The sequence below is a fragment of the Kribbella solani genome (assembly GCF_014205295.1).
GTDB classification, from domain to species: domain Bacteria; phylum Actinomycetota; class Actinomycetes; order Propionibacteriales; family Kribbellaceae; genus Kribbella; species Kribbella solani.
Genome location: NZ_JACHNF010000001.1, coordinates 5,732,528 through 5,756,017, shown reverse-complemented (window position 1 = coordinate 5,756,017; position 23,490 = coordinate 5,732,528). Strand labels below are relative to the sequence as shown.

Genomic DNA, 23,490 nt, shown 5'->3' with positions numbered 1-23,490 from the left:
CGGCGGCGGGACCGTGGAGACGCCGCGTGGGCGGGCGGCGCCTCCGGCTCCGGGCCGAACCAGTCAGGTCCGGGCGGAGAGGTGGACGGCCCGCCGGCGGGATCTTCCGGGGGGCCTGCTGGGGGGTTCACCACTGGAGCGTCCCGTCGACGATGCGAACCCGGCGCTGGGCCCGCGCGCTGACATGTTCGTCATGGGTGATGACGGCCAGCGTCATTCCGTCCCGGTGCAACTCGTCGAACACTTCGAGGATCGCCTCCGCGTTGGTGGTGTCCAGGTTTCCGGTGGGTTCGTCGGCGAGCAGCAGACTGGGCTCCGCGACCAGCGCGCGGGCGATCGCGACCCGCTGCCGCTCACCGCCGGACAGGGTGGCCGGCCCGAACTCCATCCGGTGCCCGAGCCCGACTCGCTCCAGTGCGACTCGCGCCCGGGCGACGCGCTCCTTCCGCGGTACGCCGACGTACACCATCGAGAGCGCGACGTTCTCCAGTACGGTCCGGTGGTTGAGCAGATGGAAGGACTGGAAGACGAACCCGATCCGCTCGCCGCGCAGTACGGCCCGACGACGTTCGCGCAGACTCATCGTGTCCACGCCGTCCAGCCGGTACGTCCCGTCGCTCGGGTTGTCCAGCAGCCCGAGCAGGTGCAGCAGGGTCGACTTCCCGGACCCGGACGGTCCGACGATCGACAGGTACTCGCCCTGCCGGATGGTCAGATCGACGTCCCGGATCGCCTCCACCTCGGGCGGCCCCGGGAAGAACCGCCGGACGCCGATCATCTCCACGACCGGCGCCGGCAGCGCGACCCCGACGGCGCCGGTCATCGCCCGACCACCACTTGATCGCCCTCGGTCAGGGTCGCGTCGCCGGTGGGCGTGACCTGGGCGTACCCGTCCGCGGACAGTCCGACCTTGACCGGTACGAGCTCGATCTTCCCGTTCCGCAGTACCTCGACCCGCGCGCCGCCGTCGGAGCCTGACGACACCGCGGCGATCGGTACGGCAAGCACCTTTCCAGTGGTGCTCTTGACCGGAATGGACACCCGTACGTTCGCGTCCCGCAGCTGTTCGATCTGCTTTGCGGTCAGCTTGTTCGGCGCGACCACCACGTCGTAGTTGTCACCGTTGCGGGTCATTCGACGTACCTTCGCCGCGACCGTCGAGCCGTCGCCGAGGGTGAGCGTCGCCGGCATGCCTGCCTTCAGGTGCTCGGCGGTCTGCACGTCGACCTTGAGCGTGACCACCAGCGAGGCCCCGCTGGCCGACATCACCACGCCGTTCACCGTGCCGCCGCGCTCGACGTTCACCTTGTCGACCCGGCGCGGCAGCGTCTTCACGTACACGATCTCCGACACCGGCAGCGGCGTACCCGCCTTGAACTCGGCCTCGTTCAGCGCCTGCCGGCCGTCAGCCAGGTTCGCCTCGGCGTCGTCGACGGCACCCTGCTGTACCGTCAGGTCCTTGGCCTTCGCGGCCTTCGCCTGCTTCAGCTGCACCTGCGCCTGCCGGAGCGCCTTCTTCAGCCCGTCGACGTTCTTCTTCGCCCCGTCCACGGCCTGCTGGAGACCCTCGTCGGGCGCCGGCGCGTCGTACCCGGCCGCTTCGTACAGCCGCTCCACCGCGCGGGCCGTGTCGCCGTCGTACTCCTCATCGACCTTGCCCGGGTCGAAGCCGAGCCGGTCGAGGGTCTGCTCCAACTGCAGTACGTCCGGACCCTTGCTGCCGGGCGAGAGCGAGCGGTACATCGGCAACGTACCGGCGAGCGCGATCACCGGTCGCCCGGTGATCTCCAGCAACGCTTTGCCCTCGGTGATGGTGGCACCAACGGCCGGCACCTTTCCGGTGACGATCGCCGGTGTCTTGAGGCCGCTGGTTTCGACCCGGATGTTCACCGCGCCGTCGAACGACGCGTCCCCACGACCGACCACCTTGCTCGACAGCGCCTTCTTCTCCGCCGGAACGGTGATCTGAGAGGCGCTCGGCGGCGCGGTCTTCGCGGCCGCGTCCTCCGGCGAGGTGATCCGGCTGCCCGCGACCACGCCGACGCCGAGTGACGCCGCCGCGATCGCGGAGATCCCGACCAGGACCCGGCGCCGGGACTTGGGTGATGAGGTCACCGGTTCGCCATTCCGTCGCGGTACGCCTCCAGCTGCGCCTTGTTCTGCGCGACGAACTCCTTCTCCAGCTCGTACTGGACCGTCTTGTACGGCTCGTTGTACTTCGACGCCTTGCACTTCTGGTCGGCGGTGGCCAGCGCGATCTCCTCCTTGCGCAGGTCACCGAGCTTCGCGGCGTCGACCTTGTCGAACGACGGCGGGCCCTGAACCTTCATCGGGCCGTCCCCGCTCGGCTTGTTCCCGGTCAGCGTGTCCAGTTCCTTGCGAATCTTCTCCTGCGGCTCGTTCAGCTTCTTGAATCCGGGCTGACCGGCGTCGGCGAGGCAGTCGGACCAGGCCTTGGTCGCGTCGACCACGCGCGGATCGGCGTCGATCCGCTGGGACAGCGCCTGGATGTCCTTGAACAGGTTCTCGTACTTCTTGAAATCGGCCTCGCGGTCCTCGCCCTTGCCATAGATATCGGCGGCTGCCTTGCCGCGGCAGCCCTGGTCCAGCTGACCCTTGCTCGACGGGCCGTCGCCACCTACTTCGACCTTGACCGTGCCGGCCGGGCCGCCGCCGTCACCGTTCAGCGCCTTGTCGTACGCCTTCTGGGCGGTCGGGGACAGTGCGTCGCGGATCTTCTTGTTCGGGTCGCTGCTGTCGTCCGGTCCGGCCTTGGACCAGTCGATCGTGCTGATGCCGTACCCGTACTGCTCGGCGAACTTGTCCGGCGGCAGGTTGAACGCGTCGTCGAACTTGCCCTTCTTGGCCGAGTCCGGCGCGACCGCGATGTACTCGAAGCCCGCGTTCTTCATGCAGGCGACGGTCGCGTCCTCGACCTTGCGCTGCTTGGCCAGATCCTCCTCACTCGGCTGCTTGCCGCCACCCAACCGAGTCGCGGACACGAATGCGCCGCCGCCGGACACGGTGGCGAAACCGTCGCCCATGTACTCCGCGAGCGGGCTCTTCTCACTCTTCTTGTCGCCGCCCACCGGGGCGGGGTCGTTGCCGTTGCCACACGCGGCCAGCGCCAGGACGGCGATAACCGCGAGCGCACCGGCCGGTGCTTTCCGTGTCATTCCCATGGCAGCCGAGCGTGCCGTCAAGGCCGTGAAGAACCTGTGAAGGACCGGTTTGCACCTGATGCTCTCAGCCGATCTTCATCGGATTCTCATCATCTTCGGCGACATTGGTGCGTATGCCAGCGCGGATCCTGGTCGCCGAAGACGACCTCAAACAGGCGGATCTGATCCGGCGGTACCTCGAACGCGAAGGGCACCTGACCGTCGTCGTGCACGATGGCCGGGCCGCCATCGACGAGGCCCGCCGGCGCAGCCCCGACCTGCTCGTACTCGACGTGATGATGCCCAAGGTGGACGGCCTGGACGTGTGCCGCGTACTGCGCGCCGACGCCTCGAACGGCGCCGGCCTGCCGATCATCATGCTGACCGCCCGGTCCACCGAGGACGACCTGCTGCTCGGGCTCGACCTGGGCGCGGACGACTACCTGACCAAGCCGTACAACCCGCGGGAGCTGGTCGCCCGGGTCCGCACCGTGTTGCGCCGGACGAGAGTCCGCGGCGAGGGCGAGGTGTACCGGGTCGGTGCGCTGGAGATCGACCCGGGCCGGCACGAGGTGCGGGTGGCCGGGGAGCTGATCGACCTGACCCCGGCGGAGTTCAAGATCCTCGCCTGTCTGGCCGCTTCCCCCGGGCGGGCGTTCTCGCGGCAGCAACTGCTGGAGCACGCGTTCGGCTTCGACCACTACGTGTTCGACCGGACCGTCGACGTCCACATGATGAACCTCCGGAAGAAGATCGAGCCGTCGCCGGGCGAGCCGGCGTACCTGAAGACCGTTTACGGCGTCGGGTACAAGCTCGCCGACAAGCTGGCGGCCGACCATGCGTCGTAGCGTGCTGATCCGGTTCCTCGGATTGTCGCTCGCGGTCGCGCTCGGCGCGGTGATCGCGACCGCGGTGATCGCCACGTACAGCACGTCGGAGAAGTTGCAGGGCGAGATCGACCTGAACACCGGGCAGCTCCAGGTGGACGGCGAGATCTACGGCGAGCTGTCGAAGTACGCCTCGGAGCATCCGGGCTGGTCGGGTGTGGACAAACTTGTGCACGACCTGGCCGACAAGCTCGGCCGCCGGATCGCGGTCACGGCCGAGGACGGCACGGTGATCACGGACTCGGCCCGGATCCTCGGCGCCGCGCCCGAACTCCCGTCGGTGCCGGCGGCAACCATCGACGCGCGGAACGACGGGTCCGCGACACTGGCCGGCACGACGACCGTGTACGCGGCCCGGAAGACCGTCGCGTTCGGCAAGGTCGAGGGGTACGCGACGGTGTCGCCGGTGATCGGAACCCCGTTCATGATGTACCCGGGCTGGGGCATGACCGACGAGGAGAAGCGCGCCCGCGATGCGCTGGCCAAGAAGGCGGTCGCCTGCTACGCCGCGAAGGGACAGTCCGCGAGCGTGTCCACAACCGACCGGATCCCGCAGGTGATGGTCGAATCGGCCGGGTCGACCGCAAACGTGAAGAAGCTGGAGAAGCCCTTGGTGCGGGCGAATCCGGACAACTGCATGCCGGCCGGGCTGAACGCGCCGAGCGCGAAGGCGAAGATCGTCAACGACGACGAGATCCGGCGGGCCACCGACTGTCTGGACAAGGCCGGGGTCAAGTACGACCTCACCGACTACGACGGGATCAAGTCGGTCCAGCCGAAGGACGACGGCACGGCTTCCGCGCGGTTCATGGAGTGCGCCACGCAGGCCCGGGTGCAGGCACTGACGCCGTACGTCGCGCCGCCGGCCAAGCTGTACCTCGGGGCGAAGAGCACGTTCGACGTGTTCTCCGGCGAAGGACTGCTGCGTACGGCCGCGACCGCCCTCGGCGTACTGCTGATCGCCGCGCTGGTGATGATCTTCGCCGGCCGCCGCCTGGTCCGGCCGATCGTCGCGCTCACCGGCGCCGCGCAGCGGATGCGCAACGGCGATCACGCGGCGCGGGTCCCGGTCAGCGGGAAGGACGAGGTCGCGCGGCTCGGGAACGCGTTCAACGACATGGCCGAATCGATCCAGCGGCACGACTTCCAGCGCAAGGCGATGGTCAGCGACGTAGCGCATGAGCTGCGTACGCCGCTGGCCAACATCAAGGGGTACCTGGTCGCGTCCGAGGACGGCGTCGTACCGCTCGATCGCGAACTCGTCAGCTCGCTGCTCGAAGAGACCGCGCTGCTCGAACATCTCGTCGCCGATCTGCAGGATCTCGCCCTCGCCGACGCGGGCATGCTGCGCCTGCATCCGGCGCCGCGGGATCTGACCGAACTGGCCAATCAGGTGGTTTCGGCGCATCGACCGGCTGCGGACGCTGCTGCTGTCAGTCTCACGTCGACAGCTGTCGCGCCGGCGATTGCGGTTGTGGACGGCGCGCGGATTCGGCAGGCGTTGGGGAATCTGGTCTCGAACGCGATCCGGTACACGCCCGGCGGGCAGGTTGTCGTCGGCGTACGGCTGGTCGACGACGGGTACAAACTCACCGTCACCGACAACGGGACCGGGATCGCGGAAGAACATCTGCCGCATCTGTTCGATCGGTTCTACCGGGCGGATCAGTCGCGTACCCGCAGTACCGGGGGCAGTGGACTTGGTCTGGCGATCACCAAACATCTGATCGAGGCGCACGACGGGCGCATCACCGTCACCAGCGTCGTCGGTTCCGGATCGACCTTCACGGTGTGGATTCCGGCTGACTAACCTGTCTGACATGAAGGCGCGGGTGGCTGACGTACACAAGATCGCCGGCGGGATGCCGTACGTCACCAAATGGGAACGTGACGACGGGACCGACCGGCCGGTGTACCAGGTCGGCGGGAAGTCGTTCGTGTTCTTCCGTACGCCCCGGCCGGACGCCGTCGACGACGTGACCGGGGAGCGGTACGACGACGTGATCATGATCTGGGTCGAATCCGAGGACGAGAAGCTGGCCTTGGTGTCGGACGAGTCGAAGCCGTTCTTCACCACACCGCACTTCGACGGGCATCCGTCCGTGCTCGTACGCGCGAGCCGGCTCGGCGAACTGTCCCGCCAGGAGCTGACCGAGGTGATCCAGGACGCCTGGCTCTCCCGCGCCTCGAACCGGCGGGCAACTATCTGGCTGAAACAGCAGCGCCTGGCCTGACCACGCTGCCACACTGACCCCGTGAGCTCACTTCCGCCCGAGCCGAACCAGCGCTGGCAACCGCCGGTACAGGACTTCCAATCAGCGCCCCCGTACGGCCGGCCACCCCGGAAGAGCCGCGCCGGCCTGATCATCGCCCTGATCGCCGTACTGACCCTGGTAGCCCTGGCCGCACTCGGCATCCTCGCCTACCGCCTGGTCACCAACCACACCACCAACGCCACTTCACCACCGACCTCCCAGGCACCTTCACCAGCGTCCACACCGGGTTCTTCGCCTGGGGCCTCGTCCGGATCGGCGTCACCGGGAGCGGCGGCGCGCACTCCACGACCGCCCGCCGCGACCACCGCACCAACTGCCGGCCGGACTGGTGTTCCAACTGGTCGGCCGTCCAGCAGTTCTTCGACGACGACGTGGTCGACCACCTGGACGTCCACCGGTCAGCCGGTCTCCCCCGCGAACCCCGCCACAGCCGCCGAAGCCAGCGCCCTGGCCGCCCGCTTCGTCACCCACCTCAACGCCAACAACTCAACCGCCGCCACAAAACTGGCCTGCGCGAACTCCCGCCAACTACTCCCCACCCTGATCAAAACCCTCCTCACCCCACCCACCAACCTCACCCCCGGCCACCCCATCGGCCAGTCCCCCACCTTCGTAATCCCCCTCACCGGCACCACCAACAACACCCAAACCACCGGCATCCTGATAATCCAGCAACTACCCCCCGCCCCCCTCTGCGTAACCGCCTTCCAACTAACCCCCTCCTGAACCCGTTGCCCCCTCAAATGCAGCGTCACCCCCTCGAATTCCCACCAGGCAACCCACCAACTGGCCAGGCAAGCAGCCCACGAGCGGGTCGGCGCGGCACCGAAGGTGCCAGAAGGTCAGTCGCCGCGGAGCGGTGTCCTTCGGTTCGGGGCGAGGGATTGGGCGGTTTGGAGGAGAGGGGTGGCGGTGGGGAGGGTGGCGATGATGGGGGTGTCGAGGCCGTTTTCGATGTAGCGGTTGATGTGGGATTGGCATTCGGCCGGGGTGCCGTGGACTATCAGGGCGTCGACGAGGTGGTCGGGGATGGCGGCCATGGCGGCGTTGCGGTTGCCGGTGGACCAGGCTTCGCGCATGGGTTTCATCAGGTCGGCGCGGCCGAGCCAGTCGTGGAAGGCGGCGTAGCCGGGGACGGTCAGGTACGTGGCGATCAGGTAGCGGCCGATGTTGCGGGCCATCTCGGCGTCTTCGGTGACGCAGACGAAGATGCGGGCGGCGAGTTCCTTGCCGGGGCCCAGCTCGGCGCGGACCTGGCGTACGTCCTCGGCGGACAACCAGTTCGTGATCGCGCCGTCGGCTTCTCGCGCGGCCAGCCGGAGCATCTGCGGGCGTAACGCGGCCAGCATGATCGCGGGCGGTACGTCCGGCGCTTTCTCCAACCGGAACCGGTTGATGGTGAAGCTGTCGAACGACCCGTCCACCTTCTCCCCCGCGAACGCCTGCCGCAGGAAGCGCAGTACGTCCCGCGTACGCGCCAACGGTGGGTCGTACGCGATCCCGTTCCACCCGGTCACGATCGTTTCGGACGACGCGCCGATGCCGAGTACGAACCGGCCGGGTGCGAGGTCCGCGAGCGCCGCCGCGCTCATCGCGAGCGCGGCCGGACCGCGAGTGTGTACCGGTACGACGGCTGTCCCCAACCGCAGCCGGTCGTCCCATTCGGACGCGAGGACCAGCGGGGTGAACGCGTCCGCGCCCGCGACCTCCGCCGACCACAGATCGGTGTACCCGAGGTCGTACAGCTCCGAGATCAGGTCCCGATGGTCACGCAGCGGCACCCCGGTCAACGGTACGGTCAGCCCCCACCGCATCAGATCATCCTCCTCAGCACCGGCAGCGGCGCGAACCGCATCACCCGCGCGATCGGCGCCCACGGCCACCGGGGCACGTACGCCTTCGCCTTCTCCGCCTCGATCGCGGCGACGATCGCGCGTACTCCGGGCTCGGTGCCGACGATCAGCGGCGTGTTCGCGACCTTCTCGTTCATCTCGGACCGGATGTAACCGGGGTAGATCGTGCTCACCTTGATCGGCTTCCCGAGCAGCTCCATTCGGAGCCCTTCGCCGAGCGCGGCGAGGCCGGCCTTGGTCGCCGCGTACGTGGTGACCGTCTTCGGCAGACCGCGCAACCCGGAGATCGACGAGATGAGGACGAGATGGCCGGCGTTCCGCGCCCGGAAGAGCTCCATCGCCGCCTCGGCCTGGGCGAGCGAGCCGACGAAGTTGGTCAGCGCGGTGTCCCGGTTCGCGTCGAAGCGGCCGGTACCGAGCGGGGCGCCCTTGCCGAGACCGGCGTTCACCACGACTCGATCCAGCGGCAGTTCGGCGTCGATCGCCCGGAACACCTCGAAGACCTGCTCGTGGTCATTCACATCCAGCGTGTGGATAACCACCTTGGCCTGTGGATAACTTCCGGCCAGCTCGGCCCGCAACGCTTCCAGGCGCTCGGTACGGCGCGCGGTCAGCGCCAGGTCATGGCCCTTCGCGGCGAACTGCCGGGCCATCTCCGCACCGAGCCCGGAACTGGCGCCGGTGATCAGGATGTTCCGTCGCATCGGAGTCCTATTCTGTGCAAGAGCTACCGGTACGAGAGCAGCTCGGTGCCGAGGTGTACGTGCTCGTTGTAGCTCACCACAGTCAGCCCGCCGCGACCGGACACGACTTTGGTGATCGCGGTGTTGATCGTCACCGGGTTCAGCTTCGGCCACAGTCCGTCACCGCCGGACAGCAGCCTGCTCACCACCGCCGCGATCGGCCCGCCGGACGTGAACACCACGGCGGACTCCCCCTTCCCGAGGCGCTCGGCAGTACGCCGAACCGCCGCGCCGGACCGCTCGCAGAACGCCTCGAAGGTCTCGCTGTAGCCGTCCGCGCCCGACATCCAGCGGTCCGTCGCCGCCGTGAACATGGTCTGGAACGCCCGCTGTGGATGACCGGTCCGGGCCAGCTCGGCGACCATCACTGCATGATTCCGGTACGCGGGTTTGTGCGCGACGATCACTTCCTGGTGATCGAACTCGTCGTACCCCGCGTCCACCTCCGCGGTGAAGCCGGCCAACGTCGCGGTCTGCTGATGCCTGCGCATCGAACCGGAAACCACCAGCGCCGGCTGCACCTCGGCCAAGGTCTGCCCGAGCCGAGCCGCCTGCTGCTCCCCCAACGCGGACAGCTTGTCGTAGTCGCGCGCGCCGAACGAAGCCTGCGCGTGCCGGACCAGATAGATGGCAGCCACCTAAGCCTGCCGGATGATCCTGCGGCAGCGCCGCTCGAGTACGTTCACCGGCAGCCAGAAGTTCTTGAAGCGCGGGTTCCGCGTCTGCTTGTGGTGATAGCGGTAGTAGATCTGCTGCGCGATCACCGCCAGCCGGAACAGCCCGAATACCTCGTAGAACGCCCAGTTCACCGGTTCGAGGCCGGAGCGTTCCGTGTAGTACCGCACGATCTCGTCGCGCGTCAGCATGCCGGGTACGTCCGACGGCTGCAGTTTGAACCGGCGAAACGCCCAGTCGTCATCGGCCTGCACCCAGTACGCCAGTGCGCTGCCGAGATCCATCAACGGATCGCCGAGAGTGGCGAGTTCCCAGTCGAGGACGCCGACCACGCGGAGCGGATCGTCCGGCCTGAGCACGACGTTGTCGAGCCGGAAGTCGTTGTGGATAACGCAGGTCCGGACGTCATTCGGTTGGTTATCCACAAGCCAGCTGATGACCTTGTGGTAGCTGGGTACGTTCCAGGTCTTTGCCTTGCGGTACCGGTCGGACCAGCCGGTGAGTTGACGGCCCACGTACCCGGCGCCGCGACCGAGGTCGGACAGGCCGGCCGCGGCGGGATCGACGGCGTGCAACTCGGCGAGGGTGTCGATCAGCGTGAAGCCGAGCTGCCGGGTTTGGGCAGCGGTCAGGTCGACGCCGAGCGCGCGGTGCCCGGGGATGGTGCCGGCGACGCGCTCCATCAGGTAGAACTCGGAGCCGATCACCGTCTCATCGTTGCAATGAGCAACCATTTCGGGGACGTAGCGGAAGACGGGTTTGAGGCCTGCCTGAATCCGGTACTCGCGGCCCATGTCGTGGGCGCTCTTCGCCTTCGTGCCGCTGGGCGGGCGGCGCAGGATCAGGTCGCGATCGGGGTACGCCAACAGATAGGTCAGGTTCGACGCGCCGCTGGTGAACTGCCTGACCTCCGGCAGACCGTCCGGCAACTCGGTCCGGGACCGCAGCCAGGCATCCATCGCGGCCACGTCGAAAGCGTCCTCGGCCCGTACCGGCCGGGCGCCGTCCGGTGCTCCCGTCACTGCCGGTCCGACCGCTCTTCCCGTTCGGCGCGAATGTGGGCGCGGGCCGCGATCTTGTACATCTGACGGTTGTACAGCGGGCGGGCGTAGCGCTTCGACAGCCACGCCACCCGGGCCGGCCGGTCCGGGATGATCAGGAACCGCTTCTTCGCGATCCCCGCCAGCACCGCGGTCGCGATGTCGTCGGCGGTCCGTGGCGACGTCTCGATCAGCTGCCGCGCGGCCGTCCCCATCGTGGTGTCCGCGCCGCGGATCGAGTCGGCGAGATTCGTCCGGAAGAACGACGGACAGAGCACGGACACGGTCACGCCGTACGGGCGCAGCTCGTGTGACAGCGTCTCCGACAGCGCGACCACACCGGCCTTCACCGTGTTGTACGAGCTCATCATCGGCGGATGGATCAGCCCGGCCGCGGACGCGGTGTTGACGATGTAACCGGAACGCTGGCGCTTGAACATCGGCGTGAACGCGCGGCACCCGCGAACCACACCCATCAGGTTGATGTCGACGACCCGATTCCACTCGTCCAGCGTCTCGACGTCGATCCGGCCACCGGTCGCGATCCCGGCGTTGTTCACCAGGATGTCCAGGCCGCCCCAGTTCTGCTTACACCACTCGACCGCGGCATCCCAGTCATCGGCACTTCGTACGTCGAGCCTCCGGTCCACGGTGCCTTCGGCGACGTCCGTACCGAGCACTTGGTGGCCGTCAGCAACAAACCTGGCGACCAGCGCGGCGCCGAGCCCGCTCGCGGCACCGGTGACGAGAACCCGGCTCACGTCGCCTCCTGACCGGCCAGGTACGAGGCCAGCTCGATCTTGGCGATCACGCCACGATGCACTTCGTCCGGACCATCGGCCAGCCGCAGCGCCCGGGCGCTCGTCCAGGCCGCGGCGAGCGGGAAGTCGTCGGACAGGCCGCCACCGCCGTGCAACTGGATCGCCATGTCGATCACGTCCTGCGCCATCCGCGGCACCGCGACCTTGATCTGGCTGACCTCGCTCAACGCACCGACCAGACCTTGCGTGTCGAGGAGGTACGCGGTCTGCAGGACGAGCAGACGTGCTTGGTTGATCGCGATCCGAGCGTCCGCGATCCGCTCCCGGTTGCCGCCGAGGTTCACCAGCGGCTTGCCGAACGCGGTCCGGCTGGTACCGCGCCGCAGCGCCAGCTCGAGGGACTTCTCGGCCAGTCCGATCAGCCGCATACAGTGGTGTACGCGACCCGGACCGAGCCGCCCTTGGGCGATCTCGAACGCCTTGCCCGGGCCGACCAGGATGTTCTCGACTGGTACGCGCACGTTGGTGAACGAGACCTCGCCGTGGCCGTGCGGTTCGTCGTACCTGCTCATTGCCGGGAGCAGCCGGACCACCTTCACGCCCGGGGCATCACGCGGTACGAGGACCATGGTGTGCCGCTCGTACCGATGCGCGTCGGGTGCGGTGAGGCCCATGAAGATCAGCAGTTCACAGTCCGGATGGCCGACGCCCGTACTCCACCACTTGCGTCCGTTCAGGACCACTTCGTTGCCTTCGACAACAGCGGTGGCGGCCATGTTGGTGGCGTCGGAGGACGCGACGTCCGGCTCGGTCATGCAGAACGCGGAGCGGATGGTGGCGTCGAGCAACGGTTCCAGCCAGCGCTTCTGCTGCTCGTCGGTGCCGTAGCGGAGCAGGACCTCCATGTTGCCGGTGTCCGGCGCGTTGCAGTTGAACACGTACGGCGCGATGAACGACCGGCCGGTGAGTTCGGCGATCGGGGCGTAGTCCAAGTTGGACAGGCCTTCGCCGTACTGCTCGTTGCCCGGCTCGGCCGGCGGGAGGAACAGGTTCCACAGGCCGGCGGCGCGGGCTCGCGCCTGCAGGTCCTTGATCAGCGGCTGCGGCTGCCACGGGTCGCCGGCACTCCGGATCGCGGTGTGCAACTCGGCCTCGACCGGCTCGATCTCGGTCCGCAGAAACTCGGCAACACGGGCAATCAGGTCCTGAGCCCGGGCCGAAGGTTCGAACCCCATCAAGACTCCTCTCCTCGTCTTGACCGTAGCCCATCTTCTAAGCAATGCTCAATAGATGGAGCACCGACTCTCGGCGGAGGACCGCAAGAAGCAGCTGGTCAAGATCGGCCTGATGATGCTGCGCACGAAACCGATCCACGAGCTGTCGATCGACGCCATCGCCGGCCAGGCCGGGATCTCCCGCGGGTTGCTGTTCCATTACTTTCCGAGCAAACGCGACTACTACGTCGCTGTCATCTCAGCCGCCGGGCGTCGCCTGCTGCGGGTGACCAAGGCGGACGAATCACTCCCGCCCGAAGAACAACTGCGCGAGATGCTGGTGCAGTTCGTCGCGTTCATCGCCCGACGGCGGCCGGCGTACATTTCCTTCGTACGCGGTGCCGCTGGTGGCGACGACTACGCGGTCGAGGTGTACGACGAAACCCGCGCCGGCCTGACGAAGCGCATCCTCACGTACATCGGTACCCCCGAGGTCGCCGATGCGCCGACGTCACCGGAGTACCTGCGCATTCACGCCTGGCTGTCGTACACCGAAGACCTCGCCCTCGAATGGTCCGGCCTCCCCGAAGAAGACCGCCCATACGACGCCAACCACCTGATAGACCACTCCATAGAAGCCCTCCACGTACTCCGAAAGCTGTAACACCCCCGCGCTTCTACCTACGGGAGTAGTTCTGGGGTGAGGGTTGGGGCGGGCATTGCTGGGTCGAAGGGGTACAGCGGGCGGAGGACTCCGTGGTGGCCCAGGCGGAGGAGGTCCTGGTCTACGCCGCCGGGGGTCAGGGCCAGGAGCCAGTCGGCGGCGAGGTTGTAGAGCTCGGGTTCCAGGTAGCCGATCTTTACGATGACGAGGTCTGTGGTGGCGGGGTTCAGGCCGAGGAGGGTGAAGTCGGCCAGGTGGTGGTACGGCTTGCGGCGGCTGGTGAGGATTGAGTGGAGGCCGCCGGCCTTGACTACCGCGACGGTGCCGCCGACCGGATCTTCGGACAAGGAGAAGACGGTGCCGGACAGGGCGACCGGACCGGCGGGGCCGGAGTCGACCTTGCCGCCGGCGGTGAGGTGTACTTCGTTGCCGACGCCGGCCGCGACACAAGCGGCGACCGCGTCGGGGTCGGCGATGCTGGCGTGGATCGCGGTTGCCTTGCCGGCGGCGAGCTCCTCGACGGTCAGCAGTTGGCCGAGCGTCCAGGACGTGTCGCCGGCACCACCCGCGGTCGGGTTGTCGCCGGAGTCGCTGATCAGGAACGGGCGCGCGCTGCTCGCGAGGCCGGCTTCGACGCATTCGGCCAACGTCCCGGTCGGCGCGACGAACTCGAAGTTGTCGCGGGCATCCCAGTACGCCCGCGCCAGCTCGGCCGCCCGGGTGGTGATCAGCTCGTGGTCATCACCGGTTACGACGACTGCTGCCCGGCAGCGCGGTTCGTCCGCCCACGCGTACCCGACCCACACGGCAGCATCCAGTACGCCGGGCTCGTCCGCGATCTCAGCTACCCGCCGGTAGATCGACTTGGCCGGCTCCAGCCGCGTCGACGTCTTCTCCCCCGGCAGCAGCACCGGGACCTGAACCCACGCCTTCCCGGGCTTGCCCTTGCCGGAGCGCACGCGCTCGACCAGATTCCGGAGGGCGCGCTCACGGCTCTCCATCGCGTCCTCGTGCGGCGCCATCCGGTAACAGGTGATCAGGTCGACCGCCGTACCGAGCTCGCGGGACACGTTCCCATGCAGATCCATCGACGCCGAGACCAGTACGTCGGGACCGAGTACCGACCGGATGCGGGTGGCGAGATCGGCCTCCGCGTCCTGCCGGCCGACTACGCTCATCGCACCGTGGATGTCGAAGAAGAACCCGTCCAGCTGACCGGCCGCTTCGAGGCGGGTGATGATCTCCGCGGACAGGTCGTCGTACACCTCCGGCAGCACCGCGCCGCCGGGCAGCGAGCGCGCGTGTACCAGCGGAACCCACTCGATCCCCTGCGCCCAGTCCTTGCCGAGGAACTCGTACCGCTCCAGCAGGCGGTCTCCGCGGCGGACGTCGAAGTCCGCCAGCCCGGCCCGGTGCGGCGAGAACGTACTGGACTCGATGGCGATCCCGGCAATGCCGATCCGAAGCGTCATGCCCAAAACCTGCCACAAACCACCCGTTTCGCGCACTACTTCGCAATCAAATCTCGACAAAGCGAAGGAACTCTAGAGGTTGAGGACCAGATCTTCGCCGTCGTGGTGGAAGCCGAGGTTGCTCAGATAGCGGGCGGAGTCACGCATGCGGGGTGGGGCAAGTACCTGACGGAAACCGTGCTGGGTGAAGACGTCGCTGCGGCGGTAGACGAACTCGCCCGGGGTGAAGTCGCGGTACTTCGGCACCACGTAGTCGAGGTCGATCTGCGCCCGGCCGGTGCCGGCGTCGTGGGCCAGGACCACGCCGACGGTGCGGTCGCCGTGCTGGACCAGGAACGCGTACGGGCTCGTGCCGGCACTGAAGCCGGGGTTGAAGCGGGTGATGTCCTTGCGATGCCGGTCCAGGATGTAGCCGAGGTACGCGTCCGTCTCGCCGACCTGGAGCACCTGGTACTCGGTCTCGTCGTGCCGGTGCCGAAGCAACCGCCAGAGATGTACGACGTTGATGACCGCGAGTACGGCGTTCATCCCCACCATCGGCCAGACCCCGACGATCGCGTTGAACGCGACCAGGATCACGCAGCCGACGAGGTTCAGGATGCGCAGCCGCAGGATCCGGGTCTGCAACAACGACAGCACAACCAGCGCCGACCCGCCCCACCCGACGATGCTCCACACGTCCACGGGCAGGACCTTAATGCGTGTGACCGAACTCTTACTGCTGCCGGAGCCGGTCTAGCTTCGGGTGGACCACCAGTTGAGTAGTTGCTCGCGGGCCTCGTCCTCGCCGAGGGGGCCCTGGTCCAGGCGGAGTTCCATCATGAACTTGTAGGCCTCGCCGACCTCGCGGCCCGGGGCGATGCCGAGGATCTCCATGATCTGGTTGCCGTCCAGGTCGGGGCGGAGCGCGTCCAGCTCCTCCTGCTCCTGGAGGCGGGCGATCCGCTCCTCCAGGTCGTCGTACGCGGCCCGGAGGGCGTCCGCCTTGCGGCGGTTGCGGGTGGTGCAGTCGGCCCGGGTGAGTACGTGCAGGCGCTCGAGCTGGTCGCCGGCGTCGCGCACGTACCGGCGGACGGCGGAATCGGTCCACTCGCCTTCGCCGTACCCGTGGAAACGCAGGTGCAGCTCGATCAGCTTGCTGACCTGGTCGATCTGCTCGTTGCTGAACCGGAGCGCCTTCATCCGCTTCCGGGCCAGCTTCGCCCCGACCACGTCGTGGTGGTGGAACGTCACTTTCCGGTCACCTTCGAACCGCAGCGTCTTGGGTTTTCCGATGTCGTGCAGCAACGCGGCGAACCGAACGACGAAATCGGGCGTCGGAACAGAGAGACGGGACTCCAGATCGATGGCCTGATCGAGGACGGTGAGCGAATGCTGGTACACATCCTTGTGCCGGTTGTGCTCGTCCTTCGCGTCCCGGAGCGCGGGCAGCTCCGGCAGCACGTGCCCGGCCAGGCCGGTACCGACCAGCAGTTCCAGTCCGACCCGCGGGTGGTCGGCGATCATCAGCTTCTCCAGCTCGTCGCGGACCCGCTCGGCGGACACGATCGTGATCCGGTCGGCCATCGCGGTCATCGCCGCCACCACCGCCGGGTCCGGGGTGAAGCCGAGCTGCGCCGCGAACCGGGCCGCCCGCATCATCCGCAGCGGGTCGTCGGAGAACGAGTCCTCCGGGGTACCGGGAGTACGGATGCGCTGGTGCGCCACGTCCTCGATCCCGCCGTACAGGTCGACGAACTGCCGGGACGGGAGCCGGACCGCCATCGCGTTCATGGCGAAATCCCGGCGGGCCAGGTCGGCCTCCAGGCTGTCCCCGTACGCGACCTCGGGTTTGCGCGACGTGGGATCGTAGGTTTCCGACCGGTACGTAGTGATTTCCAGGACCCACTCACCCTTACGACAACCGATGGTGCCGAACGCCTTGCCGATGTCCCAGACGTGGTCCGCCCAGCCGGCCACCAGCCGCTCGATCGCGTCCGGGTGGGCTGACGTGGTGAAGTCCAGATCCTTGCTCCCCCGGCCGAGCAGAATGTCCCGGACAGGACCGCCGACCAGGGCGATCTCATGGCCGGCGGCGGCGAAGCGGGAGCCCAGCTCGTCGACCACCGGAGCGAGTTCCAGCAAGGCCTGGACGGCGCGCCGCTGCACGGCGGGCAAGGATCCGGCGGGGGCTGACTGGTCGGCAAAGGGTGACACGGGGAACTAGGTTACGGTGACGGCGTGTTCAGACGGCGACTGAGGCTCCCGGCGGTGTTGGGGGCCGGCCTGTTGGTGGCTGCTTCGGCAGCGACCGTGGCGGCTCCGGCCGAGGCGGCGCCGGGTGACGACCCGGTCGTTCAGGTCTCCATCGACGGGTTCAGCCCGTCGGTGCCGAAGCCCGGTCAGCCGGTGGTGATCAAGGGCACGGTGACGAACACCAGCTCGGTGACGTTCGCCGACCCGCAGGTACTGGCCTGTATCGACCGGACCCGGCTGGCCAGCACCTCCGCCCTGGACGCGATCCCGACCGAGCAGAACATCCCGATGGACAAGCGGGACAGCTGCGGGAACCTGACCAACGATCCGCAGACCTTCAAACCGTTCGAGCGGCCGCTGGCACCGAAGGAAACGGTCGCCTTCGCGCTCACGGTGCCGTGGAAGGAATGGCGGATCAGCGACCACACCGGCGTGTACGTCGTCGGCGTCGGTTTTCGCGGCCAGCCGCCGAACAGCGAACGCATCGCCGCCGGCCGGTCCCGCACGTTGATGCCGGTGGCCGGCAAGGAGCCGCTGACCCGCACCGTCAACACCGCGCTCGTGATCCCGTTGCTGCACCGCCCGACCCAACTCGGCGGTAAGAACTTCGCGAACGAGTCACTGGCCAAGGACCTCGGCCCGACCGGCGCACTGGGCCGGTCGCTGATGCTGGGCAGACAGCACCGCGTCACCTGGCTGGTCGATCCGGCGATGCTCGACGAAATCCGGCAGCTGGCGAAGGGCTACGTCGTCGTCAGTCAGAACGGCCAGACCACGACGGGTACTGGACAAGTGGCGGCGATCAACTGGCTCAAGGAGTTCGACGCCAGCCGCGCGCACGGCAACGAAGTCGTCCTGCTGCCGTACGGCGATCCGGACGTGGCCTCGCTACTGGAAGCCGGGGGCCAGTTGAAGGACATGGTCCGGCAGGCCCGGACCCGGACCGAGCGCTTCGACCTGGGCTCCACCGGGTTCGCCAACGGGCTCTGGCTGGAGGGTGGAGCCGCGGCGAGCCGCTACTTGGGCCCCGCGTCCACCGGCTTCCCCGGCGCCACGGCCGAGGACCTGAACCTGGTCAGCAGCTCCTCGTGGCCGGCCGCCAAGCGCCCGGTGCTGACCACCACCCCCGTGTACAACCTCATCGCCCCCGAGAGCCCGGACCAAGCGGTCCGGACCGTGGTCGCGGACTCGTCCCTGACCGCCGGCGGCCCGGACGCGGACGCCGTGGACACCCCGCTCCAGGTCCGGCAGCGGTTCGCCGCCGTGACCGCTCTGCTCGCGGCCAGCGGCGGCGGCCAGGGCGCCTCGTCCGTCGTCGCGCTGCCGCCGCGCGGCTGGGACACCGACGGCACCGCCACCGCCGCGCTCGCGAACAGCCTCACCCTGCCCTGGCTCAAGGCCACCGACCTGAGCTCGATCGCGAACGGCAACCAGCGGCCGCGCACCATGAGGGCACCAGCCCCCGAAGCCACCAACGGCATCCTGACCGAGAACCAGCTGACCAGCGTCGGCCGGCTGGCCAACGCGACCAGCACGATGCAGAAGCTGCTCGTCGACGAGGCGGCGCTGCCGGAGGTGATGTCGCAGGCACTGCTGCGGTCCGCCTCGGCCGGCTGGAACGGGTACCCGGAGGAGTCCCGGCAGTTCGCCGCGATCGAGCTCGGTTCGGTGAACAAGCAGCTCGGCAGCGTACGGCTGGTGAACGCCAAGGTCGACAAGGGCCTGCGCAAGGAGATCAAGGTCAACCTGGCCGGCAGCAAGGGCACCTTCCCGCTGACCATCGCCAACGACACCGAGTGGTCCGTACGGGTCGGCATCGTGGTCAAGGCCGTGAACCGGACCGACCTGAAGATCGAGACGCCGGAAACCGTCGTACTGCCGCCGCACGGCAAGTGGACGCCGCGGATCAACGCCAGCGCCGAGCAGAACGGTCTGATCCGGGCCGACGCCCAGGTCGTGAACGCGGACGGTCAGCCGATCGGGAAATCCCAGGAGCTGCTGATCCAGGCCAGCCAGTACGGCAGCGTCGGCTGGGTCCTGGTCGGCGCCGCCTGCGCGCTGCTGTTCGGGACGTCGTTCGTCCGGATCTACCGCCGGGTCCGCAGCGAACGCCGCAACCCGGCCGCGGCGGAGGCCGCGACCCAGAACACCGAGACAGGTCAGCACGCCGGGACCGCGCAGGGCACCGAGAGCACCGAGACTGCCGGCATCGCCGAGCCGGAGCTGCCGGGCGGCGCGCAGACCCCTGATCCCGCCCATGGGCGCTCCGAGCCGGACGGCGTCCCCGAAGCCGCGACTCCGGACGCGTCACTGAAAGAAGGAGTCGGTTCGAAGGATGGCTGACCGCACCCTGCGATCCGCGGCGGTGATGGCAGCCGGAACGGTGCTGTCCCGCCTGCTCGGATTCATCCGGATCGCCCTGCTCGCGGCCGCGATCGGTACCGCGCTCCGTGGTGACATCTTCACCGCGGCGAACACGATCCCGAACAGTCTGTACATCCTGCTGGCCGGCGGCGTCTTCAACACCGTCCTGGTCCCGCAGCTGGTGCGCGCGATCAAGAATCACGACGACGGCGGCCAGGACTTCACCAACCGGATCCTGACCTTCGGCTTCGTGGTGCTTGCGGTCGTCACGGTCGGCTGCGTACTGCTCGCGCCCGCGATCGCGGAGCTGTACCTGCCGAAGGAACTGCACGACCCGTCCCGGGTGGCCGAGAAGGCGAACCTGGTGATGTTCGTCCGGCTCTGCCTGCCGCAGATCTTCTTCTACGGCGCCTTCGTCCTGGTCGGCCAGGTACTGAACGCGCGCCGCCGGTTCGGACCGATGATGTGGGCGCCGATCGCTAACAACATCGTCGCCTGCGGCTCGATCGTGATCTTCCTGCTGATCTACCGGGTCGGCGACAACCCGCCGACCTACAGCCACGGCGAGGAGCTGCTGCTCGGCCTGGGGCACACGCTCGGCATCGCGGTGCAGCTGCTCGTCCTGCTGCCGTACCTGCGGGCCAGCGGTCACCGGTACCGGGTGAAGTTCGGCCTGCGTGGCACCGGGCTGGGACACACCGCCCGGCTGGGCCTGTGGACAGTGCTCTTCGTGGCCGTGAACCAGGTGACCCTGGTCGTCGTCACGCAGTTGGCGATCGCCGGTAGTGCCTCGGAGGACCCGGGCGCCAAGGCCGGCCTGTTCGCGTACAGCACCGCGATGCTCATCATCCTGGTGCCGCACGGCATCGTCACCGTCTCGCTGGCGACCGCCGCGCTGCCGCAGATGTCCGCGCTGGCCGCCGAGGGTGACGTGGTCGAAGTGGCCCAGATCTCGGCCCGGTCGATCCGGCAGACGCTGGCGATCGTGGTCCCGGCGGCAGCGGCGATGGTCGCGTTCGCGTACCCGATCGTGACGCTGATCGCCGGGTACGGCTCCGGCCGGAACAACCTGACGCTGATGTCGTACACGCTGATGACACTCGCGCTCGGGATCGTGCCGTTCACCATCCAGTACTTCCAGCTGCGCACGTTCTACGCGTTCGAGGACACCCGGACACCGTTCTTCCTGCAGTGCGTGATCGCCGGTACGAACATCGCGGCGGCCGTGATCGGGGTCCGGGTACTGCTCAATCAGGAAGATCTCCGGTTCAGCGGCGTGGTGCTCGGTGGGGCGTACGCGCTCGCGTACCTCGTCGCCGTCCTGGTCTCGCGGCCGGTGCTACGCCGCCGGGTGCCCCGGGTGCCGGGCTCCGGGATCGGGCTGCCGCTGCTCGCGATGGTGATCGCGGCGGTGGCCGGGGCCGGGGCCGGCAAGGTGGTGCTCTGGATTCTGAGCCTCGCCGTCAACTGGTCCGGACCGCTCGGCGCGATCCTCGAACTGGCGATCGCGGCGGCGGTGATGCTGCCGGTGTACGCCGGTATCTCCCGGGTACTGCGGATTCACGAAGTGAACGACGTGGTGTCCATGGTCACATCGAAGCTGCCGATCGGCCGGTGATCCGGAGCGCTTGTGCGATAGTGCACCCCTTGTCTGGTCAACGGGGCACTAGCATGGGGGCTGCGATCAGGCCGTTGGGGCATCAAGGAGGGCAAGAGACACCGTGTCGAACCAGACCGTGAGTCCTGGTGCCTTGCTGGCCGGACGGTACCGGATCGCCGAGTTGCTGGCGGAGATCGACGGCGCCCGGGTGTGGCGCGCCGTCGACGAGGTGCTCAGCCGTGCGGTCGTGGTCGACGTGCTGCCGGTCGGCGATCCGCGGACCAACCTGCTCTTCGACGCCGCCCGCCGGGCCGCCGCCGCGAACGACCCGCGGTTCCTGCGGGTGCTCGACTGCGACGTGCACGACGGCGTCACGTACTGCGTCCGCGAGTGGTCCGGCGGCCGGCCGCTGGAGCGGATGCTCGCCAGCGGGCCGCTGACCGGTCAGCAGGCGGGCTGGCTGGCCCGTGAGGTGTCCGAAGCCCTGGAGAACCTGCACCGCACCGGCTACGCGCACGGCGCGATCAGCCCGGCGACCGTGGTGGTCACGGACGCGGGCGCGATCAAGGTCGTCGGGGTCGCCACCGAGGCGGCGCTGCGCTCGTCCGGCGCGGGTTCGCCCGAAGAGGACGTGCACTCGCTCGGCGAGCTGCTGTACGCGTCGCTGACCGGCCGCTGGCCCGGTCCGGCGCCGGCCTGGGGCCTGCAGCCCGCGCCGGTCGAGCACGGCCGGCTGCTCAGCCCCCGGCAGGTACGGGCCGGGGTGCCGCGCTCGCTGGACGACATCAGCGACCGGCTGCTCGGCGACCCGCCGCGGCACCACGCACCGCCGATCACCAGCGCGGCCGGCCTGTCCGCCGCGCTGTCCGGTGTCGTCGGCAGCTCGCACGAGCCGCCGAATCAGATGGACGAGACCGTCCAGGTCGCCCGGCAGAACGGCAGCATCGACGACGCGACCCAGGTCGTACCGCCGACCGCGCCGCCGGCGCTCGACCCGACCCCGCAGCCGGTGTACAACCCCGAACCGACCGGGTACCGCCCGCCGCAGCCCGCCTACAACGCCGCGGCCGAGACCGGACCGGTCCGGCGGCAGCCACCGGCGAACGGGAACGGCAACGGCCGGCGCCGGGACGAGCCGAAGCGGAAGGGCTCCTGGGGCGGCCGGATCCTGATCCTGCTCGCCATTCTCGCGCTGCTCTCGGTGGTCGCGATGGCGCAGTTCCTGCTCAAGGGCGCGATGAACAACGACAAGAGCAGCAACAACAGCAGTACCAGCACCAGCAGCACGCCGCAGACCAGTACCACCCCGTCGACGACCGGCGGGAAGGCGACGATCGCGAGCGCCAAGGACTTCGACCCGGACGGTGACAAGAGCGAGCACCCGAAGGACGTACCGAACACGTACGACGGCGACCCGAGCACGACCTGGACGACGATGTCGTACAGCCGTCCGAACCTCGGCGGCCTGAAGCCGGGCGTCGGCATCATCTACAACCTGGGCGCCAAGACCCCGATCTCGAGTGTCGCGGTCGGCCTGAAGGGAGACGGCACCAGCTTGCAGGTGCTGATCCCGAAGGGCGACACCGCCACGTCCCCGGACACGATCGACGGCTGGACGCCGGTCGCGACGAAGGAGGACCAGCCGGAGGGTACGGTGACGCTTCCGGTCTCGGCGTCCACCGAGACGCAGTACGTGCTCGTCTGGCTGACGAAGCTGCCGAAGGACGACGGCGGCAAGTACCGGGGCACGATCTCGGAGGTCGCGATCCAGAAATGACCGTTCCCCTGGACTCGGGCAACTCGCCGGACGTCCCGCGCATCGGCGCGGGCGAGCCGGCGGTTCCGGGCGTGCCCGAGCCGGTGCCCGCCGGGCCGACGAGTTACGAGCAGCTGGACGACCACGAGCTGCTCAGGATGCACGTGGCCGGCAATCCGGACTCGTTCGGGTTCCTGGTCAAGCGGCACCGGGACCGGATGTGGGCGGTCGCGATCCGTACCCTCGGCGAGCCCGAGGAGGCGGCGGACGCGCTGCAGGAGGCGTTCATCTCTGCGTTCCGGCGGGCGGACTCGTTCCGCGGTGACGCGAAGGTCACCACCTGGCTGCACCGGATCGTGGTGAACGCCTGTCTGGACCGGATTCGGCGCCGGCAGGTCCGCGCCGCCGACCCGCTGCCCGAGGACGAGGACCGCGCCGCCGAGCTGGCCGGGCCGGCCGAGGAGGACCCGGCCGAGGTCCGGGAGCGGCGGCTGGACGTGCTGAACGCGCTCAAGCAGATCAACGAGGACCAGCGGGCCGCGCTGGTCCTGGTCGACATGGAGGGGTACTCGATCGAGGAAGCGGCCGCGATCCTCGACTGCGCCCCCGGCACGGTCAAGTCGCGGTGCGCCCGCGGCCGGGCCAAACTGCTGCCGCTGCTCCGGCACTGGCAGACCACCCGCGGGTCCGGCGACCCGGACAAAACCACTCCGGAAGCAGTGGGAACCGAATGAGTGGGTACCCCGTCGAAGCGAAGTCGCCTGCCTCTGGCGACCGGATGTCAGCTGC

Annotated in this window: 21 protein-coding genes; 9 read left to right on the top strand and 12 right to left on the bottom strand. The window is 68.6% G+C overall.

Annotated features, from left to right (window positions below; genetic code table 11):
- Nucleotides 1-127: 127 nt before the first annotated feature.
- From HDA44_RS26460 to HDA44_RS26450, 3 genes are read right to left on the bottom strand one after another with little or no spacing between them, the layout of a single operon-like run.
- Nucleotides 128-823 carry an ABC transporter ATP-binding protein gene (locus HDA44_RS26460; RefSeq protein ID WP_184838913.1) on the bottom strand — a complete coding sequence of 232 codons (696 nt, stop codon included), beginning with the start codon at nt 821-823 and terminating at the stop codon, nt 128-130.
- Complete coding sequence (locus HDA44_RS26455; protein ID WP_184838911.1) at nt 820-2,115, bottom strand: peptidoglycan-binding protein; 1,296 nt, start codon at nt 2,113-2,115, stop codon at nt 820-822. The genes HDA44_RS26460 and HDA44_RS26455 overlap by 4 nt, the downstream gene beginning before the upstream one ends.
- Nucleotides 2,112-3,182, bottom strand: a complete 1,071-nt coding sequence (locus HDA44_RS26450; protein WP_238352554.1) for a hypothetical protein — start codon at nt 3,180-3,182, stop codon at nt 2,112-2,114. Before HDA44_RS26450 ends, HDA44_RS26455 begins: the two co-directional genes overlap by 4 nt.
- A 113-nt stretch (nt 3,183-3,295) precedes the next feature.
- Here HDA44_RS26450 and HDA44_RS26445 point away from each other — a divergent pair, with 113 nt between their 5' ends.
- From HDA44_RS26445 to HDA44_RS26430, 4 genes are read left to right on the top strand one after another with little or no spacing between them, the layout of a single operon-like run.
- Nucleotides 3,296-4,009, top strand: a complete 714-nt coding sequence (locus HDA44_RS26445; protein ID WP_184838909.1) for a response regulator transcription factor — start codon at nt 3,296-3,298, stop codon at nt 4,007-4,009.
- Complete coding sequence (locus tag HDA44_RS26440; RefSeq protein WP_184838907.1) at nt 3,999-5,858, top strand: sensor histidine kinase; 1,860 nt, start codon at nt 3,999-4,001, stop codon at nt 5,856-5,858. Before HDA44_RS26445 ends, HDA44_RS26440 begins: the two co-directional genes overlap by 11 nt.
- Before the next feature lie 10 nt (nt 5,859-5,868).
- Nucleotides 5,869-6,282 carry an MmcQ/YjbR family DNA-binding protein gene (locus tag HDA44_RS26435; protein ID WP_184838905.1) on the top strand — a complete coding sequence of 138 codons (414 nt, stop codon included), beginning with the start codon at nt 5,869-5,871 and terminating at the stop codon, nt 6,280-6,282.
- A gap of 21 nt (nt 6,283-6,303) precedes the next feature.
- Nucleotides 6,304-7,050 (top strand): hypothetical protein, encoded by a 747-nt coding sequence (locus HDA44_RS26430; RefSeq protein ID WP_184838903.1) that lies wholly within the window; start codon nt 6,304-6,306, stop codon nt 7,048-7,050.
- 116 nt (nt 7,051-7,166) lie between these two features.
- Here HDA44_RS26430 and HDA44_RS26425 read toward each other — a convergent pair whose 3' ends face one another.
- The 6 genes from HDA44_RS26425 to HDA44_RS26400 are packed head-to-tail and all read right to left on the bottom strand — an operon-like array spanning nt 7,167 to nt 12,631.
- Complete coding sequence (locus HDA44_RS26425; RefSeq protein ID WP_202887572.1) at nt 7,167-8,138, bottom strand: LLM class F420-dependent oxidoreductase; 972 nt, start codon at nt 8,136-8,138, stop codon at nt 7,167-7,169.
- Nucleotides 8,138-8,881 (bottom strand): SDR family oxidoreductase, encoded by a 744-nt coding sequence (locus HDA44_RS26420; protein ID WP_184838901.1) that lies wholly within the window; start codon nt 8,879-8,881, stop codon nt 8,138-8,140. Before HDA44_RS26420 ends, HDA44_RS26425 begins: the two co-directional genes overlap by 1 nt.
- Before the next feature lie 23 nt (nt 8,882-8,904).
- Entirely contained in the window at nt 8,905-9,558 is a 654-nt protein-coding gene (locus tag HDA44_RS26415; RefSeq protein ID WP_184838899.1) for a histidine phosphatase family protein, read from the bottom strand.
- Complete coding sequence (locus HDA44_RS26410) at nt 9,559-10,617, bottom strand: phosphotransferase family protein (RefSeq protein ID WP_337906441.1); 1,059 nt, start codon at nt 10,615-10,617, stop codon at nt 9,559-9,561.
- Nucleotides 10,614-11,396: an SDR family NAD(P)-dependent oxidoreductase gene (locus HDA44_RS26405; protein ID WP_184838897.1), complete on the bottom strand. Its 783-nt coding sequence runs from the start codon at nt 11,394-11,396 to the stop codon at nt 10,614-10,616. The genes HDA44_RS26410 and HDA44_RS26405 overlap by 4 nt, the downstream gene beginning before the upstream one ends.
- On the bottom strand, nt 11,393-12,631 hold the full coding sequence (locus HDA44_RS26400) for an acyl-CoA dehydrogenase family protein (protein ID WP_184838895.1): 1,239 nt from the start codon (nt 12,629-12,631) through the stop codon (nt 11,393-11,395). Before HDA44_RS26400 ends, HDA44_RS26405 begins: the two co-directional genes overlap by 4 nt.
- Nucleotides 12,632-12,686: 55 nt before the next feature.
- Between HDA44_RS26400 and HDA44_RS26395 the strand changes: the two genes are divergently transcribed.
- Complete coding sequence (locus HDA44_RS26395) at nt 12,687-13,274, top strand: TetR/AcrR family transcriptional regulator (protein ID WP_184838893.1); 588 nt, start codon at nt 12,687-12,689, stop codon at nt 13,272-13,274.
- A gap of 17 nt (nt 13,275-13,291) precedes the next feature.
- Here the strand turns inward: HDA44_RS26395 and HDA44_RS26390 are convergent, their stop codons facing one another.
- The 3 genes from HDA44_RS26390 to HDA44_RS26380 all read right to left on the bottom strand — a co-directional run bounded on the left by HDA44_RS26390 (nt 13,292) and on the right by HDA44_RS26380 (nt 16,903).
- On the bottom strand, nt 13,292-14,746 hold the full coding sequence (locus tag HDA44_RS26390; RefSeq protein WP_184838891.1) for a M81 family metallopeptidase: 1,455 nt from the start codon (nt 14,744-14,746) through the stop codon (nt 13,292-13,294).
- 72 nt (nt 14,747-14,818) lie between these two features.
- Complete coding sequence (locus HDA44_RS26385; RefSeq protein WP_184838889.1) at nt 14,819-15,430, bottom strand: YgjV family protein; 612 nt, start codon at nt 15,428-15,430, stop codon at nt 14,819-14,821.
- Nucleotides 15,431-15,481: 51 nt separating this feature from the next.
- Complete coding sequence (locus tag HDA44_RS26380; protein ID WP_184844287.1) at nt 15,482-16,903, bottom strand: CCA tRNA nucleotidyltransferase; 1,422 nt, start codon at nt 16,901-16,903, stop codon at nt 15,482-15,484.
- Between the two features lie 63 nt (nt 16,904-16,966).
- Here HDA44_RS26380 and HDA44_RS26375 point away from each other — a divergent pair, with 63 nt between their 5' ends.
- From HDA44_RS26375 to sigM, 4 genes are all read left to right on the top strand, one after another.
- The gene (locus HDA44_RS26375; protein WP_184838887.1) at nt 16,967-19,324 is read left to right on the top strand and encodes a DUF6049 family protein; all 2,358 of its coding nucleotides are present in this window, start codon (nt 16,967-16,969) and stop codon (nt 19,322-19,324) included.
- The gene (murJ, locus tag HDA44_RS26370) at nt 19,317-20,963 is read left to right on the top strand and encodes a murein biosynthesis integral membrane protein MurJ (protein ID WP_184838885.1); all 1,647 of its coding nucleotides are present in this window, start codon (nt 19,317-19,319) and stop codon (nt 20,961-20,963) included. Before HDA44_RS26375 ends, murJ begins: the two co-directional genes overlap by 8 nt.
- A 103-nt stretch (nt 20,964-21,066) precedes the next feature.
- Nucleotides 21,067-22,722: a protein kinase family protein gene (locus tag HDA44_RS26365; RefSeq protein ID WP_184838883.1), complete on the top strand. Its 1,656-nt coding sequence runs from the start codon at nt 21,067-21,069 to the stop codon at nt 22,720-22,722.
- Nucleotides 22,719-23,435 carry an RNA polymerase sigma factor SigM gene (sigM, locus tag HDA44_RS26360; protein WP_238352553.1) on the top strand — a complete coding sequence of 239 codons (717 nt, stop codon included), beginning with the start codon at nt 22,719-22,721 and terminating at the stop codon, nt 23,433-23,435. Before HDA44_RS26365 ends, sigM begins: the two co-directional genes overlap by 4 nt.
- Nucleotides 23,436-23,490 lie beyond the last annotated feature (55 nt).

Bases quoted from the DNA above. Each gene is read 5' to 3' on its own strand.
- HDA44_RS26460 (WP_184838913.1), bottom strand. From the start codon at position 823: ATGACCGGCGCCGTCGGGGTCGCGCTGCCGGCGCCGGTCGTGGAGATG.
- HDA44_RS26450 (WP_238352554.1), bottom strand. From the start codon at position 3,182: ATGGGAATGACACGGAAAGCACCGGCCGGTGCGCTCGCGGTTATCGCC.
- HDA44_RS26445 (WP_184838909.1), top strand. From the start codon at position 3,296: ATGCCAGCGCGGATCCTGGTCGCCGAAGACGACCTCAAACAGGCGGAT.
- HDA44_RS26440 (WP_184838907.1), top strand. From the start codon at position 3,999: ATGCGTCGTAGCGTGCTGATCCGGTTCCTCGGATTGTCGCTCGCGGTC.
- HDA44_RS26435 (WP_184838905.1), top strand. From the start codon at position 5,869: ATGAAGGCGCGGGTGGCTGACGTACACAAGATCGCCGGCGGGATGCCG.
- HDA44_RS26425 (WP_202887572.1), bottom strand. From the start codon at position 8,138: ATGCGGTGGGGGCTGACCGTACCGTTGACCGGGGTGCCGCTGCGTGAC.
- HDA44_RS26420 (WP_184838901.1), bottom strand. From the start codon at position 8,881: ATGCGACGGAACATCCTGATCACCGGCGCCAGTTCCGGGCTCGGTGCG.
- HDA44_RS26400 (WP_184838895.1), bottom strand. From the start codon at position 12,631: ATGGGGTTCGAACCTTCGGCCCGGGCTCAGGACCTGATTGCCCGTGTT.
- HDA44_RS26395 (WP_184838893.1), top strand. From the start codon at position 12,687: ATGGAGCACCGACTCTCGGCGGAGGACCGCAAGAAGCAGCTGGTCAAG.
- HDA44_RS26390 (WP_184838891.1), bottom strand. From the start codon at position 14,746: ATGACGCTTCGGATCGGCATTGCCGGGATCGCCATCGAGTCCAGTACG.
- murJ (WP_184838885.1), top strand. From the start codon at position 19,317: ATGGCTGACCGCACCCTGCGATCCGCGGCGGTGATGGCAGCCGGAACG.
- sigM (WP_238352553.1), top strand. From the start codon at position 22,719: ATGACCGTTCCCCTGGACTCGGGCAACTCGCCGGACGTCCCGCGCATC.